The sequence below is a fragment of the Rhabdaerophilum sp. genome, from assembly GCF_046092605.1.
Taxonomy (GTDB): Bacteria; Pseudomonadota; Alphaproteobacteria; order Rhizobiales; family Beijerinckiaceae; genus Rhabdaerophilum.
Map to the genome: position 1 here is coordinate 1 of NZ_JBJTDY010000091.1, position 14196 is coordinate 14196.

At 62.9% G+C, this 14196-nt stretch carries 15 protein-coding genes, 1 pseudogene and 1 riboswitch; of the genes and pseudogenes, 9 read left to right on the forward strand and 7 right to left on the reverse strand.

What is annotated here, in order from left to right; all coding sequences use genetic code 11:
* From ACKODO_RS07440 to ACKODO_RS07470, 7 genes and pseudogenes are all read right to left on the reverse strand, one after another.
* Positions 1 to 477, reverse strand: a pseudogene (locus ACKODO_RS07440) (hypothetical protein); the annotation flags it as partial.
* 4 nt (positions 478 to 481) lie between these two features.
* Positions 482 to 886 carry a hypothetical protein gene (locus ACKODO_RS07445; RefSeq protein ID WP_408982813.1) on the reverse strand — a complete coding sequence of 135 codons (405 nt, stop codon included), beginning with the start codon at positions 884 to 886 and terminating at the stop codon, positions 482 to 484.
* Positions 886 to 2226: an aminomethyl-transferring glycine dehydrogenase subunit GcvPA gene (gene gcvPA, locus ACKODO_RS07450; protein WP_408982814.1), complete on the reverse strand. Its 1341-nt coding sequence runs from the start codon at positions 2224 to 2226 to the stop codon at positions 886 to 888. Before gcvPA ends, ACKODO_RS07445 begins: the two co-directional genes overlap by 1 nt.
* A 7-nt stretch (positions 2227 to 2233) precedes the next feature.
* On the reverse strand, positions 2234 to 2608 hold the full coding sequence (gene gcvH / locus ACKODO_RS07455) for a glycine cleavage system protein GcvH (RefSeq protein WP_408982815.1): 375 nt from the start codon (positions 2606 to 2608) through the stop codon (positions 2234 to 2236).
* A gap of 30 nt (positions 2609 to 2638) precedes the next feature.
* On the reverse strand, positions 2639 to 3781 hold the full coding sequence (gcvT, locus tag ACKODO_RS07460; RefSeq protein WP_408982816.1) for a glycine cleavage system aminomethyltransferase GcvT: 1143 nt from the start codon (positions 3779 to 3781) through the stop codon (positions 2639 to 2641).
* A gap of 174 nt (positions 3782 to 3955) precedes the next feature.
* Positions 3956 to 4045: riboswitch (glycine riboswitch) on the reverse strand.
* Between the two features lie 39 nt (positions 4046 to 4084).
* The gene (locus ACKODO_RS07465) at positions 4085 to 4726 is read right to left on the reverse strand and encodes a hypothetical protein (protein ID WP_408982817.1); all 642 of its coding nucleotides are present in this window, start codon (positions 4724 to 4726) and stop codon (positions 4085 to 4087) included.
* Between the two features lie 39 nt (positions 4727 to 4765).
* A complete protein-coding gene (locus ACKODO_RS07470) occupies positions 4766 to 5323 on the reverse strand; it encodes an invasion associated locus B family protein (protein ID WP_408982818.1) in 558 nt (185 codons plus the stop codon).
* A gap of 491 nt (positions 5324 to 5814) precedes the next feature.
* Between ACKODO_RS07470 and coxB the strand changes: the two genes are divergently transcribed.
* The 9 genes from coxB (at position 5815) to ACKODO_RS07515 (ending at position 14053) form a co-directional block, all read left to right on the forward strand.
* Complete coding sequence (gene coxB / locus ACKODO_RS07475; RefSeq protein ID WP_408982819.1) at positions 5815 to 6696, forward strand: cytochrome c oxidase subunit II; 882 nt, start codon at positions 5815 to 5817, stop codon at positions 6694 to 6696.
* A 41-nt stretch (positions 6697 to 6737) separates the two neighbouring features.
* Positions 6738 to 8354 carry a cytochrome c oxidase subunit I gene (gene ctaD / locus ACKODO_RS07480; protein WP_408982820.1) on the forward strand — a complete coding sequence of 539 codons (1617 nt, stop codon included), beginning with the start codon at positions 6738 to 6740 and terminating at the stop codon, positions 8352 to 8354.
* A 110-nt stretch (positions 8355 to 8464) separates the two neighbouring features.
* The gene (locus ACKODO_RS07485; RefSeq protein WP_408982821.1) at positions 8465 to 9421 is read left to right on the forward strand and encodes a heme o synthase; all 957 of its coding nucleotides are present in this window, start codon (positions 8465 to 8467) and stop codon (positions 9419 to 9421) included.
* Positions 9418 to 9585, forward strand: coding sequence for a hypothetical protein (locus ACKODO_RS07490; protein ID WP_408982822.1), 168 nt, complete (start codon positions 9418 to 9420; stop codon positions 9583 to 9585). The genes ACKODO_RS07485 and ACKODO_RS07490 overlap by 4 nt, the downstream gene beginning before the upstream one ends.
* 4 nt (positions 9586 to 9589) lie before the next feature.
* A complete protein-coding gene (locus ACKODO_RS07495) occupies positions 9590 to 10201 on the forward strand; it encodes a cytochrome c oxidase assembly protein (protein ID WP_408982823.1) in 612 nt (203 codons plus the stop codon).
* A gap of 43 nt (positions 10202 to 10244) precedes the next feature.
* Positions 10245 to 11114 carry a cytochrome c oxidase subunit 3 gene (locus tag ACKODO_RS07500; RefSeq protein ID WP_408982824.1) on the forward strand — a complete coding sequence of 290 codons (870 nt, stop codon included), beginning with the start codon at positions 10245 to 10247 and terminating at the stop codon, positions 11112 to 11114.
* Between the two features lie 79 nt (positions 11115 to 11193).
* On the forward strand, positions 11194 to 12021 hold the full coding sequence (locus ACKODO_RS07505; RefSeq protein WP_408982825.1) for an SURF1 family protein: 828 nt from the start codon (positions 11194 to 11196) through the stop codon (positions 12019 to 12021).
* 17 nt (positions 12022 to 12038) lie between these two features.
* Positions 12039 to 13433 (forward strand): threonine synthase, encoded by a 1395-nt coding sequence (thrC, locus tag ACKODO_RS07510; RefSeq protein ID WP_408982826.1) that lies wholly within the window; start codon positions 12039 to 12041, stop codon positions 13431 to 13433.
* On the forward strand, positions 13433 to 14053 hold the full coding sequence (locus tag ACKODO_RS07515) for a GNAT family N-acetyltransferase (protein ID WP_408982827.1): 621 nt from the start codon (positions 13433 to 13435) through the stop codon (positions 14051 to 14053). Before thrC ends, ACKODO_RS07515 begins: the two co-directional genes overlap by 1 nt.
* The last annotated feature ends 143 nt before the right edge of the window (positions 14054 to 14196 follow it).

The window sequence follows — 14196 nt, forward strand, 5'->3', positions numbered from 1 at the left end:
GATGAGTTCGAGCGCGCCCTGCACGGTGGATTGCGGCTGGAGCGGATGGATATCCGCGAAGCCCGGCAGCCGCGCCATCTTCTCGTTGAGGCGCGGATTATGCTTCATCGTGCAGGAACCGAGCGGGAAGAGCCCGGTATCAATGCCGTAGTTCTTCTGGCTGAGGCGCACGAAATGGCGCATCGTCTCGGGCTCGGAGAGGCCGACGAGGCCAATCGGGCCCTGCCTTTCCTGCCCGCCGAGGCGCGATTTCAGAATTTTCTTTCCTGACGCGTTTTCTTCACGCGAGCCGACATCCATCTCGCTTGAAAACGCCATGCTTTTCGGCTCGGGAACATCGACGCCGGTGGTCTCGGCGCGGCCGATCTCGAACAGCAAAGCCTCTTCGATGATCAGCGCGCGGTTGCCCGTGAAGGTGGGATGAGCGTTTGCCGAGGCTTCACCGGCCGAAGTGGGACGACCCTGATTGTTAAGCATTTTGTTATTTCACTCCGCCTTGAGACGCCATCATTGCGATAACATTCCAGCCAAACCAACTAGGAACTGTAACCAAAACAACCAAAGCCAGCAGGTTGGAACCAGCATTCAACACATTGTGCTTATTTGAAACATGTATATATGTTGCCTGTAAAAGAGACGCCAAATATATCAATGACAAAAAATATAATATAATTGGTAATATTATATTTATAAAACCTGCAATTGAAAATTTCAAAAAAATAGACGAAAATATAATATATCCTGTATATTTAAATACTGAATCAATAAATTCTCTGACTTTTTTTGATCTCATTTGCTCCATTATTGGAGGATTCTTCAAAATATGTGCAAGATTGATTTCGTATTCTGGTCCTTTGTCATCCCAGTGCTTTTCACGGAATTTCATCACACCACTCCCTTCAGCGCGGCGACGAACGCTTCGCGATCCTCATCCGTGTTCACTTCGGTGTTGGCGACAATGAGGAGATCGTCGAAGCCCGCGCCTGGCAGCAGGCGCGAAACCGGCACGCCCGCGAGCACTTGCCTTTTCGCCATTTTTTCCACCGCTTCCGCCGCGTTCACCGGCAGCTTCACGGTGAATTCGTTGAAGAAGGCGGATGTGAGAACCGTCACGCCCTTTATCGCCTCAAGACGCTCGGCAAGGTCCACCGCATTCGCGTGGTTGACCTGGGCCACCTGCCGCAGGCCCTTCTCGCCCAGAAGCGTCATGTGGATGGTGAAGGCGAGGCAGCAGAGGCCCGAATTCGTGCAGATATTCGAGGTCGCCTTGTCGCGGCGGATATGCTGCTCGCGGGTGGAAAGCGTCAGCACGAAGCCGCGCTTTCCTTCCGCATCCACCGTCTCGCCGCAGAGGCGGCCCGGCATCTGGCGCAGATATTTCTGCTTGGCGGCGAAGAGGCCGACGTAAGGACCACCGAAATTGAGGCCGTTGCCGATCGATTGCCCCTCGCCCACCACGATATCCGCGCCCTGCGCGCCCGGGCTCTCGATCAGGCCCAGCGAGAGCGCCTCCGTGAAGACCGCGATGAGGAGCGCACCCTTGGCCTGCGCGGCGGCTGCCAGCGGGCGCAGATCGCGGATATTCCCGAAGACATCCGGGTTCTGCACCACGATGCAGGAGGTCTCGCTGTCGATGAGCCTGGCGAGATCTTCCGTGCCGGTGACATCCGCCGGAGCGGCGACGACGACATCGTTTGCCATGGCCGAAAGGGTTTTTACCACATCGGCATATTGCGGATGCAGACCGCCCGAGAGCACCGCCTTGCGCCGCTTGGTGACGCGATGCGCCATCAGCACCGCTTCGCCCGTTCCGGTCGAACCGTCATACATCGAGGCGTTGGCGACCTCCATGCCGGTGAGCAATGCCACCTGCGTCTGGAATTCGAAGAGATATTGCAGCGTGCCCTGCGCGATTTCCGGCTGGTAGGGCGTGTAGCTCGTGAGGAACTCCGATCGCTGGATCAGGTGATCCACCGTCGCCGGCACATGGTGCCTGTAGGCGCCCGCACCCACGAAGAAGGGCACGGAACCTGCCGGCACGTTCTTGGCAGCCATCGCCCCGAGCTTGCGCTCGACAGCGAGTTCGCCCGCATGGTGCGGCAGGTTCACCGGCTCCTTCAGGAGCTTATCGGCGGGGATGCCGGAGAAGAGGTCATCAACATTCGGCACGCCGATCCGGGCAAGCATGCCGGCGCGATCATCGGGGGTCAGCGGCAGGTAGCGCATCGGGGCCTCACGCGATTGATTTCAGGTATTCAGCGTATTCCGCTTCGCTCATCAGGCCATCGAGCTCGGCCTTGTTGGCGAGCTTGATCTTGATGAACCAGCCCGCGCCGGCGGGGTCCTCGTTCACGGTAGCGGGGACATCCGGCAGCTTGTCGTTCACGGCGACCACCTCGCCGGAGACCGGGGCATAGACTTCCGAAGCCGCCTTCACGCTCTCGACCACAGCCGCCTCGCCGCCCCTGGAGACAGCCTTGCCGACATCCGGCAATTCGACGAACACCACGTCGCCGAGCTGGGCCTGCGCATAATCCGTGATGCCGACAATGCCGACATCGCCTTCGACGCGGATATATTCGTGATCTTTGGTGTAGCGGGTCGTCATGGCGGGCTCCTGTCCGTAAGAAGGCGAGAATCAGCGGAAATAACGATGCGGGGCGAAAGGCATGGCGGAGACGCGCGCGGGCAATTCCTTGCCGCGCACGACGAGTGTCACCGGCGTATCGGGCTTCGCGAAGGCCGTCTCCACATAGCCCATGGCGACAGGCGCCTGCGCCGTGGGGCCGAAGCCGCCGGAGGTGATGACGCCGATCCGGCGCCCCTCGGCGAAGATCTCCGTGCCTTCGCGCGCGGGCTGGCGCCCTTCCGGCCGGATGCCGACGCGCAGGCGGGCCGGGCCATTGGCCAGTTCGCGCTGGATGCGTGCTGCGCCAGGGAAGCCGCCTTCCTCGCGCCGGCGCTTCTGGATCGACCATTTCAGATCCGCCTCGATGGGCGAGGTCGTGGTGTCGATGTCATGGCCATAAAGACAGAAACCCGCCTCGAGCCGCAGGGAATCGCGGGCGCCGAGGCCGATGGGCTTCACGCGCTCATCCTTCAGGAGAAGGCTCGCGAGCGCCTCGACATCCTCGTTCTTCACGGAGATTTCGAGCCCATCCTCGCCCGTGTAGCCCGTGCGCGAGACATGACACCAGAGACCGGCGACAGGCAGATCGGTCGAGGTCATGAACTTGAGCTCGGCCAGAGCCGGCGCGTGCCGGGCGATCACCGCCGCAGCCTTCGGGCCCTGGAGCGCGAGAAGGGCCAGATTATCGCCGATCTTCAGGGTCACACCCCTGGGCAGGTGCGCGGCGAGGTGCCTGTAATCCTCCACCTTGGAGCCTGCATTCACAACCAGATAGATCCAGTGCTCATGGCCGGGCTGACCGAGCCGGGTGATCATCAGGTCATCAAGAATGCCGCCCTCGGCATTCAGGAATTGCGAATAGCGCTGCTGCCCCGGTTTCAGGCTCAGCACATCGGCTGGCACCAGCTTTTCCAGTGCCGCCGCTGCGGTTTCAAACTTCCCATCCTCGGGGATGAGGAAGCACTGGCCCATATGCGAGACATCGAAGAGACCGGCGCTGTCCCGCGTCCAGTTATGTTCTCCCATGATGCCGAGCGGATAGTGCACCGGCATGTTGTAGCCGGCGAAGGGCACCATCTTCGCGCCCTGCGCGACATGCCAGGCCGCGAGCGGGGTTTCGAGCAGCGTTTCCGCGCTTTCGGGAGAAGCCATGCATTTCCGGCTCGCGCCGCCTCCGTGATCAGACAGATCGCCAAGGCCCAGACTTGCGCCCGGACTTCGATGCTGCCCCCTCTGTCACGGAGACCTGAGAGATTTCGGGCTCGGAAGGCGAACCCTTACTCCTTCGGTGGCGAAGCCTTGCGGCCTCGCGCTTTCCAGAGCGGCTTTTCTCGCGCGGTCCCTTTTGCCTGAGCGTTTCCGGGGCGGTTGCGCCTTCGGCGACGGGCTTGACCCGCTCTCTCCCGCGCGGGAGATGGCCTGACGACCAGTCACCTAGTTCATTTGCCGGAACTGTCAACGCCGCCGATTGCGCGGCGTGCTCTTGCCCTGTGGATCGAGGCCGACGAGGATTGTGTATTCGTCGCCGGGGTCACTGGCGCTGAGCGGCAGGGAAAGACCATCATCGATCACCGTGAAGGTGCCCTGCGTATCCGTCGCCGGAACCGTCACGCTTGCGGTCGTGAGCTTCGAATAGACGGTCTCGCCACCGGTGCGCCGCACGGCCACGCGCACCGGAACGGTATAGGTGCCAGGCTTGCCGCTTTCGCCAAGCACGAGGCGTCCCTGAACGCCCACCTTGATGTTGAGCCGGTTGTCGGCCACCAGCGCGCATTCGCGGGCCGTGTCACGGATCGAGGCCTGATAGCCGACGCCACGGGCGGTTCCGGTATCGCCTGAACGGAGCGCGACGGTTCCTTCCAGGATCTCGACGGCCGGGCAAGTGTATTCACGCTTCTCGGTCGGTGGCGGTTCGGTGAAGCGGCGACCGCCATAGAGGATTGCCGTGCCCCAGCCGGAGCCATCGCCCGCAACCGTGGGGTCACTGCCGCCGGCCCCTGTGAGCGACGAGGAGCCGCAACCCGCGAGAGCCATCAGCGACAGGCCAAGGGCCGCAAGAGCCACACCGCGCAAAGAACCGGATTTTTCAACCAGCATCACCTAACCACCCATTTTGTTCGGCGCGCGCCGGGCGCGTTACTGGAGCTTCGAAAACCCGTCCGCGAAACCGCCCAGCGTCACCGGCAGGCCCCGGCCCTCCTGGGGAGTGAGGAAGACGGCGAAGAGCGCCACCTTGCCCTTCGAGAACAGGTCGATCAAGGTTCGATCCATGTCGACCTCGGCCACGCAGCCGGATTCGAGGCAGCGGACGAAATCTGTCGAGCCGACCTCGCGATCATCCACCTTCAGCCCCAATCCGCGCGGAAGCAGCACGCCCAGCGGCGCGATGACACGCAGAACCGGGCGGCGAACAGCCGGCGCATTCGCATTGGTCTTGCGGGCCTCGGCCGTCGCGACCTGATCTTCCACCCGCAGAATCACAACCGCGAGGTTCAGGTCCTGCTGATCCAGAACGTTCTGGATCAGGATGCATTGCTCCTGGCCGCTCTGCGCCACGCGGTCGCAGCGATACTGCCAGTCACCATAGGCTCCGCGCAATTGACCTTGCGCCGAAGCAACGGAGGCGACGCCAATCGACGCCAGGGCCGCAAACAGGCCCAATCGGAGCGCATTGATGGCGGAGCTTTTCCTCATCGTCATTGAATCACCTGTGGCTCGATCAGCCAGTGCCTGCAGCCCCGAATCGAAGAAAACACGCTCTTCAAAGCGGAGCCAGCCTGCCCGCGTGGCGTAACAGAGACGGCTCCGGTGTCAAGAAAGCGCAGCCCGGAGCCGGCCCTGCTGCAATTCGTCGCTGCTCTGCGCGATACAAGATGGCGTAAAGCGAATACGACAAAAAGCAGTCCCATGCTTGGCGAAATTCGCTTGCCTTTTTGGCGAAGCTGGGGCTTGCAGTGAAGTTCAGATCCGGGTCCCGGCCGCGGGCAAAGCATGGCTGTGTCAGCGTGCTCCCAGCCGAGGCCCTTGCGCAAGCGCGCTGAAGAAGGTCAATCGGGCATCGAGCCCGGAGCTTCGGCAGCCGATGGCGGACGGCAGACCAAACGCCCACCTCGAGACACGAGCGCCGGGCGCGACGCAAGGGAGTGGCGATAGCCATGAAGCGATTGGGTGAGATGGAACGGAACATGCGCGGCCTTCCTGCGCGGATGCTGACAGGTGCGGGCCTCCTCGGCCTTGCGGGCCTGCCTTCGGCGGCCTGGGCGGGGATGGGGCAACCTTCGCCCTGGCAGATGGGCCTGCAAACCCCCGCGACGCCGATCGCCGAGAACACCCAATGGTTCCATGACGCGATCCTGCTGCCCATCATCACGGTGATCTCGCTCTTCGTGCTGCTGCTCCTGGTGATGGTGGTGGCGAAGTTCAAGGCCTCCAAGAACCCGGTGCCGTCGAAGACGACGCATCATGCGGGCCTCGAAGTGGCCTGGACGCTCATCCCGGTGCTGATCCTGGTCGCGATCGCGGTGCCCTCCTTCCGATTGCTGCGTGATCAGGTGACGATCCCGAAGGCGGACCTCACCATCAAGGCGACGGGTTATGCCTGGTACTGGAAGTTCACCTACCCGAAGGATGCCGGCGGCTTCGAATTCGAAGTGCGCATGCTCTCGGATGAAGAGCGCGCTGCGGCCGTGAAGGCCGGCAAGGGCAAGGAAGCTGATTTCCCGCGCCTTCTGGCGGTGGACAACGAGGTTGTGGTTCCGGTGAACAAGACCGTGGCCGTGCAGGTGACCGCCGGTGACGTTCTGCACGCCTTCGCCGTTCCCTCCTTCGCCGTGAAGGCCGATGCCGTGCCGGGCCGGCTGAACCAGACATGGTTCCGCGCGACGAAGGAAGGCATCTTCTACGGCCAGTGCTCGGAACTGTGCGGCAAGGATCATGCCTTCATGCCGCTGGCGATCCGCGTTGTCAGCCAGGAGAAGTATGATGCCTGGCTCGCGGATGCGAAGAAGAAATATGCCCGCATCGGGGATGCGCCGGTCCAGACCGCGCAGACCGATCCGGTCCGCTGATTAAGCGCCGCGACAAGACGCTTCGACAGGAGTAGACAAGAATGGCACAGGCTCACGCGCACGCCGACGATCACGCGCATGACGTTCCGCATGGCTGGCGGCGCTATGTGTATTCCACCAACCACAAGGACATCGGCACGATGTACCTCATCTTCGCGCTGTTCGCGGGGCTGGTGGGTGGCTTCCTTTCCATCATGATGCGCATCGAGCTCCAGGAGCCCGGTCTGCAGGTTTTCGCCAATCCGCACACGTTCAACGTGTTCGTCACGGGCCACGGGCTCATCATGATCTTCTTCATGGTGATGCCGGCGCTGATCGGCGGCTTCGCGAACTGGTTCATCCCGATCATGATCGGCGCGCCGGACATGGCGTTCCCGCGCATGAACAATATCTCGTTCTGGCTGCTGCCGGCCGCTTTCGGCCTGCTCATCCTGTCGATGTTCGTGGAAGGCCCGGCCGGCGGCCTCGGCGTTGGCGGCGGCTGGACGATCTATCCGCCGCTCTCGACCTCGGGCCAGCCCGGCCCGGCGATGGATTTCGCGATCCTCTCGCTGCATATTGCGGGTGCCTCGTCGATCCTCGGCGCGATCAACTTCATCACCACGATCTTCAACATGCGCGCCCCGGGCATGACGCTGCACAAGATGCCGCTCTTCGCCTGGTCGGTGCTGGTCACCGCCTTCCTGCTCGTGCTGTCGCTCCCGGTTCTCGCCGGCGGCATCACCATGCTGCTGACGGACCGCAATTTCGGCACGACCTTCTTCGCGCCGGAAGGCGGGGGTGACCCGATCCTGTTCCAGCATCTGTTCTGGTTCTTCGGTCACCCGGAAGTGTATATCCTGATCCTGCCGGCCTTCGGCATTGTCAGCCACATCGTCTCGACTTTCTCGCGCAAGCCGGTCTTCGGCTATCTCGGAATGGCCTATGCGATGGTGGCGATCGGTTTCGTCGGCTTCGTCGTGTGGGCGCACCACATGTATACCACCGGCATCAGCCTCGCGGCCCAGCAGTATTTCGTGGCGGCCACGATGGTGATCGCCGTGCCGACCGGCGTGAAGATCTTCTCCTGGATCGCGACGATGTGGGGCGGGTCGATCTCGTTCCGTCCGCCGATGGTCTGGGCGATCGGGTTCATCTTCCTGTTCACGGTCGGTGGCGTCACGGGCGTGGTGCTCGCCAATGCCGGCGTGGACCGCGTGCTGCATGACACCTACTACGTGGTGGCGCATTTCCACTACGTGCTCTCGCTCGGCGCGGTCTTCGCGATCTTCGCCGCCTGGTACTACTGGTTCCCGAAGATGACCGGCTACATGATCCCGGACTGGATTGGCCACAGCCACTTCGTGGTCGCGTTCGTGGGTGCCAACGTGCTGTTCTTCCCGCAGCACTTCCTGGGCCTCGCCGGCATGCCGCGCCGCTATGTGGATTATCCGGCTGCCTATGCAGAATGGAACTACATCTCCTCGATGGGTTCCTACATCTTCGCCTTCGGCCTGCTGATCTTCTTCTACGGCATCTACCTCGCCTATAGCCGCAAGGAAAAGGCCGGCGACAACCCCTGGGGTGAAGGCGCGACCACGCTGGAATGGACCCTTTCCTCCCCGCCGCCCTTCCACCAGTTCGAGACCCTGCCGCGGATCACCGGCTCGAACCACTAGACATCTCCGGCGGAGCCTTCTCGCGAGGCTCCGCCCCATCCGAAAGCGGCCCCGAGCGGCTGCTTCCGCATGGGGTCAATCCCAGAGCACAGAGTTGAGGCAGGCCAACCGTGAGCGACGCGGGAGCTGACATCCAGCGCAAAGCGCTGATTTCGAACGCAGACCCAATCGATTTCTGGGCGCTGATGAAGCCGCGCGTCATGTCGCTGGTGGTGTTCACCGCGCTTGTCGGCATGCTGATCGCGCCCGGCTCGATTCATCCGGTGATCGGCTTTATCGCCATCTTAGCGATTGCGCTGGGTGGCGGCGCCTCTGGCGCGCTCAACATGTGGTATGATGCCGATATCGATCAGGTGATGCGCCGCACATCGAGCCGGCCCATTCCCGCCGGCCGCGTTTCGCCGGACGAGGCGAAGATCTTCGGCCTGCTGCTGTCATTTTTCTCGGTGATGGTGCTGGGGCTTGCGACCAACTGGCTTGCAGGCGGTCTGCTCGCCTTCACGATCTTCTTCTATGTCGTGATCTACACGATGGCTCTGAAGCGCTCGACCGCGCAGAACATCGTGATCGGCGGTGCTGCCGGAGCCTTTCCGCCGGTGATTGGCTGGGCGGCCGTGACCGGCTCGATCGCGATCGAGCCGATCGTGCTGTTCCTCATCATCTTCCTGTGGACTCCTCCGCATTTCTGGGCGCTCGCCCTGGTGAAGAACGAGGATTACACCCGTGCGGGCGTGCCGATGCTGCCGGTTGTGGCGGGCGAGGCTGCCACGCGCCGCCAGATCCTGCTTTACACGATCCTGCTCGCGCTTTCGGCCTTCGCGCCGGTGGTGCTCGGCTTCGGCCACTGGCTTTTTCTCGCCACCGCGGTGATCGGCTCCGGCATGATGCTCCGCTGGTCCTGGATGATCCTGCGCGCCGCGACGCCGGAAGAGGATCGCAAGGCCTGCTGGTCGATGTTCGGCGGTTCGATCCTGTATCTCTTCGCGCTGTTCGCGGCCCTGCTGCTCGAGCGCATCCTGTTCCTGCTGATGCCCATGCTGTCACGCCTCACGGAGTTCGGCGCATGAGCGAAACGCCCAGGCCGGAAGGCATCGTTCTCACGCCCGAGGAGAAGGCGCGCCGCCAGCGCCGCTCGCGCGCCATCGCGCTTTCGGTCGTGGGCCTTGTCGTGCTGTTCTACGTCATCACCATTTTCAAGATGGGACCGTCCATTCTGGCCCGGCCGATGTGACGCCATGGATCGCGAAAAGACCGCTCCCCGCCCCGTGATGATCGACCCCCGCCGCAACCTGCGCGTCGCAGGCTATGCGCTGGGCGGCACGCTGTTCATGCTCGGCATGTCGTTTGCCGCGGTGCCACTCTACGATCTCTTCTGCCGCGTGACCGGCTATGGCGGCACGACGCAGGTTGCCGTGAAGGCCCCGGACCGCATGACCGAGCGGCTCTTCACCATCCGCATGGATGCGAATGTCGCGCCGGGCCTGGGCTGGCTGTTCGAGCCGGAAATGCCCACAGTTTCGGTGAAGGGCGGCGAAGTGCGCACGGTGAGCTACACCATCCGCAATGCGACGGACCGCACCGTGACCGGCATTGCGAGCTACAATGTCTCGCCGGATCAGGCTGGCGCGTGGTTCAACAAGATCGCCTGCTTCTGCTTCAACGAGATCACCCTCCATCCGGGCGAGAGCCGCACGGAGGAAGTGGTGTTCTTTGTCGATCCGGAGATCTCGAAGGAAAAGAACCTCGATTTCCTCCAGACCATCACCTTGTCTTACACGTTTTTTCCCGCCAAGAACGCGACGAAGCCGATCGCAGATGCATCATCAGCGATTCCTCCGGCGCGCTGACGGGATGACGAGCCGGAACGCCTAACGAAGAAGGGGGCCTCGGATGGCCAACGCGCACGCCAAGAACCATGATTATCACATCTTGCCGCTGAGCCCGTGGCCGTTCATCGGCTCGGTCTCGGCTTTCGTCATGGCGGTTGGTGCCGTGATGTGGATGAAGAAGATGACGCTCGGCGGCATGGCGGTTGGGAGTTACCTTACCATCGCGGGCCTCATCGGCGTGCTCTACACCATGTATGGCTGGTGGGCCGATGTGGTGCGCGAGGCCGAATCGGGGGATCACACCCGCGTGGTGCAGATGCACCATCGCTACGGCATGATCCTGTTCATCGCTTCGGAAGTGATGTTTTTCGTGGCCTGGTTCTGGGCCTATTTCGATGCGGCGATCTTTGCCGGCGAGGCCATCCAGTACACCCGCACCGAACTGACGGGGGGACAATGGCCTCCGAAGGGCATCGCGGTCTTCAACCCATGGGAATTGCCGCTCTTCAACACGCTGATCCTGCTCTTCTCGGGCACGACCGTCACCTGGGCGCATCATGCGCTGCTGCACGGTGATCGCGAGGCCGTGAAGAAGGCCCTGTGGCTCACCATCCTGCTCGGCGCCCTGTTCTCGCTGGTGCAGGTCTATGAATACAGCCACGCCGCCTTCAATTTCGCGGGACATATCTATGGCGCGACCTTCTTCATGGCGACGGGCTTCCATGGCTTCCACGTCTTCGTGGGCACCATCTTCCTCGCGGTGTGCCTTGCGCGCGTCTACAAGGGCCACTTCACGCCGAAGCAGCATCTCGGCTTCGAATTCGCGGCCTGGTATTGGCATTTCGTGGATGTGGTGTGGCTGTTCCTCTTTGCCGCCATCTATGTCTGGGGTTCGAATTTCGGCTTCGCGCCGAACATTCTCGGGCACTGACCGCCCCGAAACCGCAATCCGGAAGGGCGGCCGCGTGCCGCCCTTTTTTCGTGGAGGCACCAAGAGCGAGTATCGAGTGATGCGCGGCCGCAGCCTTCTTTTCTTCATGGCCTTCACGCTCGTGGGCACGCTGGTGCTGCTCGGGCTCGGCACCTGGCAATGGCAGCGCCGCGCCGAGAAGCGGGAGTTCATCGCGGCCATCGAGGCTGCGGCGAAAGGGCCGCCAAATTCGTTCGCGCGGGCGCAGATCTGGGACCGCGTCACCATCACTGGGCGCTTCCTGCCCGACAGGATCGCCTATGTGCGCACCTCGCGCCCCGCGCCGAAGCCCGGCGAGCGCGATTCGCGCGGCCGCGTGCCAATGAGCGGTTTCGGTGTGTGGGTGATGCAGGCGTTTGAGCCACTTGATGCAGGCAAAGACCAATATGGCAAAACCTATTCCGTGCTTGTTTCGCGCGGTTTTCTGCCCACGCTGCCAAACGGGGCGATACCTCCGTTCGAGACGCCATCTGGTGAGGTGACGCTCACCGGATTTCTTCGCCCCGCCGAGAAAGAAGGGGTGTTTCCGCCTCATAATGATCCGGCGAAGGGCGTGTTCTTTTTTCGTGATGCGGGGCAGATCGCTGCCTTCTTGAAGCTCCCGAACGCTCCGAAGGCGAGCGACTCGCTTCCCGCATTTGCGACCTTCATCGACCGCGAAGCGCTCCCGGACGAAACCGCCCCACCCTTCGGCGTGGAGGTGAAGGACTTTCTCAAGGCCATTCCCAACAACCACCTCGAATACGCGATCACATGGTGGAGCCTTGCGGCGACTAACATCGCGGTGGCCGGATTTTTCCTCTTCGCGCGCCGGCGCAGGAAACTTGGTCTTGCCAGCGACGAAAACGCCGTGACGGACGCAAACTGATCGGTTAAACGCCGTTCATGCGCTATAACTCGACCCGCGGCCTCGCGCCCTCCCTCGACTTCTCGGAATGCATGCTGGCCGGGCTTGCCCGCGATGGCGGCCTTTATGTCCCCGAGAACTGGCCGCAGGTTTCGCACAGCGAGATCGCCGCCTATGCCGGCCAGCCCTTTCACGCTGTGGCCTTTGATGTCATCCGTCGCTTCACGGGTGGCTCCATTCCCGATGCGGTGCTGAAGCAGGCCTGCGAAGCGGCCTACGCGAGCTTCGCGCACGAGGCCGTGACGCCGCTCCAGCAGATCGGCCCGAACCGCTTCATTCTCGAATTGTTCCATGGCCCGACGCTCGCCTTCAAGGATGTCGCGATGCAGTTGCTCGCACGCCTGATGGATCACGCTCTCCAGGTGAAGGGCCAGCGCGCGACGATCGTGGGCGCAACCTCCGGCGATACCGGCGGGGCTGCCATCGAGGCTTTCCGCGCGAGCAAGCGGGCGGATGTCTTCATCCTCTTCCCGAAGGGCCGCGTCTCCGATGTGCAGCGTCGGATGATGACCACCCCCGCCGAGGCGCATATCCACGCGCTCTCGATTGCGGGGAATTTCGACGATTGCCAGGCCCTCGTGAAGGGCATGTTCAACAATCACGCCTTCCGCGATTCCGTTGGCCTTTCGGGCGTGAATTCCATCAACTGGGTGCGCATCGTCGCGCAGGTGACGTATTACTTCGTCGCGGCCGTGGCGCTCGGGGCGCCGCATCGGAAAATCGCTTTCTCCGTGCCCACGGGCAATTTCGGCGACATCTTCGCCGGGCATGTTGCGCGGCGCATGGGGTTGCCGATCGAGACGCTGATCGTCGCCACCAACGCGAATGACATCCTCGCGCGCACGCTTGCCACTGGCCGCTACGAGACCCGCAGCGTGGAAGCCACCACCTCGCCCTCGATGGATATCCAGGTCTCCTCGAATTTCGAACGCCTGCTTTTCGAGGCCACCGGGAACGATGCCGCTGCAGTGCGCGCGATGATGGAGAGCCTGAAGCAATCCGGCAGCTTCACCCTGCCGGAGACGGTGCTCGCCAAGATCCGCGCCGAGTTCCATGCCCATCGCGGCAGCGAGCCGGAAGTTGCGGAGATCATCCGCCGGACCCAGGCCGAAAGCGCCTATCTGCTGGAGCCGCATACCGCGACCGGCGTGATCGCGGCGGAGAAGGCCGGGCTTCCGGCCGCCGTGCCGCTGGTGGTGCTTGCCACCGCCGCGCCCGCCAAGTTCCCGGATGCGATCCGCGCGATCACCGGGCTTGAGGCCGGATTGCCGCCGCGCCTCGCGCATCTCATGACCGATCCCGAGCGCATGGTGGAATTGCCCAATGCACTCGCGGATCTCGAGGCCCATATTCGGGCCAAACGCCGGGCGTGATGAGCATGCGCTGGTTCCTCGAAGGCGTGACCGGTCTGGGCCGGCCGCCCCTCCCCCGGATTTCCGGGAACGGCCTCATCCTTCGCACGCCGGATATGGCCGATTTTCCCGCCTGGGCTGCCTTGCGGGAACAGTCCCGCGGCTTTCTCGCGCCCTGGGAGCCCCTCTGGCCGGAGGATGATCTGAGCCGCGGCGCCTACCGTCGGCGGCTGGTTCGCCTGCGCAAGGAAGCGGCGGAGGAATCCGGCTTTTCGTTCCTGATCTTCACGGAAGAAACCGGCCAGCTCCTTGGTGGAATCACCCTCTCGAACGTCCGGCGGCGGGCGGCCCAGACCGGCACGCTCGGCTACTGGATGGGGGAGCCCTTCGCCCGCCATGGATTCATGACCAAATCCGTGCGGCTGCTGAGCGACTTCGCCTTCCGGACATTGGGCCTCGAACGGCTGGAGGCTGCCTGCCTGCCGGAGAATGTCGCGTCGATCCGCGTCCTTGAAAAGGCCGGCTTTCGGCGCGAAGGCTATGCGCGCGCCTATCTCGCCATTGCCGGGCGGCGGCGCGACCATCTGCTCTACGGCCTGTTGAAATCCGATCTTTTCCCGCCTGATTCTGCCGCACCGTAACCATGCCAAGCGTGCCGCGCTTGCTGCAAGAGAGACCGGACGTTACCACTCGACCATGATGCGGCGCGTTGCTTCCCCCCCGCCCGGATATGCCCCGAACCGAAAGGTTCGCGGCAATGCCGCGCCTCGCTTTTCGCCGCTCG

What these genes read in the sequence shown, in the direction of transcription:
- ACKODO_RS07445 (WP_408982813.1), bottom strand. Translation starts at nt 886, where the DNA reads ATGAAATTCCGTGAAAAGCACTGGGATGACAAAGGACCAGAATACGAA.
- gcvPA (WP_408982814.1), bottom strand. Translation starts at nt 2,226, where the DNA reads ATGCGCTACCTGCCGCTGACCCCCGATGATCGCGCCGGCATGCTTGCC.
- gcvH (WP_408982815.1), bottom strand. Translation starts at nt 2,608, where the DNA reads ATGACGACCCGCTACACCAAAGATCACGAATATATCCGCGTCGAAGGC.
- gcvT (WP_408982816.1), bottom strand. Translation starts at nt 3,781, where the DNA reads ATGGCTTCTCCCGAAAGCGCGGAAACGCTGCTCGAAACCCCGCTCGCG.
- ACKODO_RS07465 (WP_408982817.1), bottom strand. Translation starts at nt 4,726, where the DNA reads ATGCTGGTTGAAAAATCCGGTTCTTTGCGCGGTGTGGCTCTTGCGGCC.
- ACKODO_RS07470 (WP_408982818.1), bottom strand. Translation starts at nt 5,323, where the DNA reads ATGAGGAAAAGCTCCGCCATCAATGCGCTCCGATTGGGCCTGTTTGCG.
- coxB (WP_408982819.1), top strand. Translation starts at nt 5,815, where the DNA reads ATGCGCGGCCTTCCTGCGCGGATGCTGACAGGTGCGGGCCTCCTCGGC.
- ctaD (WP_408982820.1), top strand. Translation starts at nt 6,738, where the DNA reads ATGGCACAGGCTCACGCGCACGCCGACGATCACGCGCATGACGTTCCG.
- ACKODO_RS07490 (WP_408982822.1), top strand. Translation starts at nt 9,418, where the DNA reads ATGAGCGAAACGCCCAGGCCGGAAGGCATCGTTCTCACGCCCGAGGAG.
- ACKODO_RS07495 (WP_408982823.1), top strand. Translation starts at nt 9,590, where the DNA reads ATGGATCGCGAAAAGACCGCTCCCCGCCCCGTGATGATCGACCCCCGC.
- ACKODO_RS07500 (WP_408982824.1), top strand. Translation starts at nt 10,245, where the DNA reads ATGGCCAACGCGCACGCCAAGAACCATGATTATCACATCTTGCCGCTG.
- ACKODO_RS07505 (WP_408982825.1), top strand. Translation starts at nt 11,194, where the DNA reads ATGCGCGGCCGCAGCCTTCTTTTCTTCATGGCCTTCACGCTCGTGGGC.
- thrC (WP_408982826.1), top strand. Translation starts at nt 12,039, where the DNA reads ATGCGCTATAACTCGACCCGCGGCCTCGCGCCCTCCCTCGACTTCTCG.
- ACKODO_RS07515 (WP_408982827.1), top strand. Translation starts at nt 13,433, where the DNA reads ATGAGCATGCGCTGGTTCCTCGAAGGCGTGACCGGTCTGGGCCGGCCG.